We start from the raw sequence: 2,508 nt of genomic DNA on the forward strand, positions 1-2,508 counted from the left end.
AAGGGGGCGCCCTGTGGGCGCCCCCTTCGTTTATCCTTGGAAGTGGTTTTAGATTCAATAGTTGAACGAGACGCGCATGCCGACGGTGAGGGGGCGTGCGACGACGGCGCGCTTGACCTTGAACACGGCATCGCCGCCGGTCTGTGCGGCCTTGTTGGTCAGGTTGTCGCCGAACAGTTCGATGGACCAGTTGTCCTTCGCGACACCGGCCGCAAGGCTGAACGTGGTGTAGCCTTTCAGCAAGGTGCGGTTGGGAACGATCACGTCAGACTGCTTGGAGCCCGAGTGGATCATGCCCGGCATGACATGGGCCCGCAGCCCGCTGCTGCCCAGATCCCACTCGTAGCGAGCGCGCAGGTTGCCCTGGAACTTGGGCGCATAGGCAAGATCATCCCCCACGCGCACATAGTCGGTCGGCACCAGCTTCCTGGTGATCTTGGTGTCGATGAAGGAGAAAGCCCCCGACAGGGTAAGCCCTTCCACCGCATAAGGCGCGAACGTGAATTCGCCCTCGATGCCCTGCGTGCGCGCATCAGCCGCGTTGTCCGAGAAGAACAGGTTGGTGATGTTGGGATCGAGGATGCTGGTCTGCAGCCCCTTCACCTTCACATAGAACGCGCTGCCGTTGAAAATGAGCTGATTGTCGAACAGCTTCGTCTTCCAGCCGATTTCGTAATTGGTGACCGTATCGGAATCGACCGCATAGGGCACGGTGTACGTCCCCGTCTTGGAGACCGCCCCGCCGGGACGGTTCAGCAGCCCCGGGCGGAAACCTTCCGAATACGTCGCATAGAACATGACGTTGCGCACGGGGGTGACGGAGACCGTCCCCTTGAAGATCACGCCATCTTCTTTGAACTTGCCGGGAATGCCGGGGTTGTTGCCCGAGTACTTCTGGCTGAGGTTGGTGCCGTAGAGCTGGCGGTCAACCGTGCCGATACCGCCCGGCACCGAGATGCGGTTGCCGAACGACGAGTTCGCGCTGCCTTCCAGATCGTTGGACACATTGTAGTAACGCGCACCGAATGTGGCCGTGAGCACGTCGGGAACGACATCGAAGCTGGCTTCGCCAAAGAAACCGAACTGCTTGTCGGTGCGCTTGGCATCGTTGCGGAAGATGACGCCTGCCGGGAACGGGCCCGGATCGCTGTAGTAACCGGGAGCCGCACTGCCGATTTCTCCGGTGACCGAGGTGTTGGTCAAAGGATAGTTCGGCAGGAAGCCGGTCGTCACCCCGTCCGCGCCCAGCGTCTGGATGGAGCCGGGATAGACGAAGTCGTTGCGCTCTTTCAGGATCTGGTTGCTGTAAAACCCGCCTGCCGTCACCCGGAAGCGGTTCTCGGCCGGGGTGTTGAAGCGCAGTTCCTGGGTGAAGCCGGTCAGCTTCGAGTTGGAATTCACGTAGAGATTGGGGGCCTGACAGGTTCCGGCCGGATCGGTCGCCCCGACATAGCTGGGATAAACGACCGAGACATCGCACAGATAGTAAGGGATGTACGGGCCGGTGAACAGGTAATCGGTATAGTCCACCCGCTGCTTGGTCTCGCGCTCCAGATAGGAACCGGTATAGACCATTTCGAGCGCGCCGAGGCGCCCTTCGACCGTCCATGCGGTGTTGCTGAAGTTGTCCTTCGTCTTCTCCGGCGTGAAGCGCTGGATCTTGTAATCGCCCAGCGTGGGATCTTCGGAGAAGACGCCGTCGGTCTCCAGCCCCTGGCGGGTATGGGCGACCTTCAGCGACCAGTCCGGAAGCGGTTCCCACAGCGCGGTGACGCGGAAGCCGCGGTACTCGGCCGAGTTGATATTGTCCTCGACCAGCGTGGAGTTATCCGCCTGCAGCATCGTCACGCCCGGGGGAACAACGCCGCCATACTTGGGATTGTCGGCCACGCTGCGCGTGCCGTGCACATTGTCGATATAGCCGCCCTGATGGTCGATATAGACGACGCTGCGCACGGCCAGCGTATCGGTAACGGGCAGGTTCATGACGCTCTGGGCATTGACGCTCATGTCGCCGCCCTTGGTGAAGGCAACGCCGGCCTTCACCGAGCCTTCGAACGAGCCGAGCTTGGGATCGTTGGTGATGAAGCGCACCACACCGGCCTGGCTGCTGGCCCCGAACAGCGTGCCCTGCGGGCCTGCCAGCACCTCGACGCGGGCGAGATCGGCGGCATAGACATCGAGGTTGCGGCCCGGCTGCGACAGCGGCTGTTCGTCGAGATACGTCGCAACGTTCGGCGCAAGGCCGGAGATCCCGGCCGTCGTCAGGTTCGGGGTCGTCGAGGCGAGGCCGCGGATGTAGATCGTATTCTGGCCCGGGCCGCCGCCGCCCGCCGTGACGTTCGGCATCTGGGCAATGATGTCAGTGGTGTTGGTGACACCCAGCTGCGAAAGCGTCTCTCCGCCCATCGCCTGAACGGCGATCGGAACCTTCTGGAGGCTTTCGGAACGTTTGGTCGCGGTGACGACAATCTCGCCAACACCGCCGGAATTCGATGCGTCTGTCTG

At 62.0% G+C, this 2,508-nt stretch carries 1 protein-coding gene; it reads right to left on the reverse strand.

Features of this window, described 5'->3' with window-relative positions; translation table 11 throughout:
- Positions 1-54 precede the first annotated feature (54 nt).
- The coding region (locus MTR66_RS21060; RefSeq protein WP_243924691.1) for a TonB-dependent receptor at positions 55-2,508 on the reverse strand (2,454 nt) is incomplete at its 5' end.

This window comes from Novosphingobium beihaiense (assembly GCF_022832375.1).
GTDB lineage: Bacteria > Pseudomonadota > Alphaproteobacteria > Sphingomonadales > Sphingomonadaceae > Novosphingobium > Novosphingobium beihaiensis.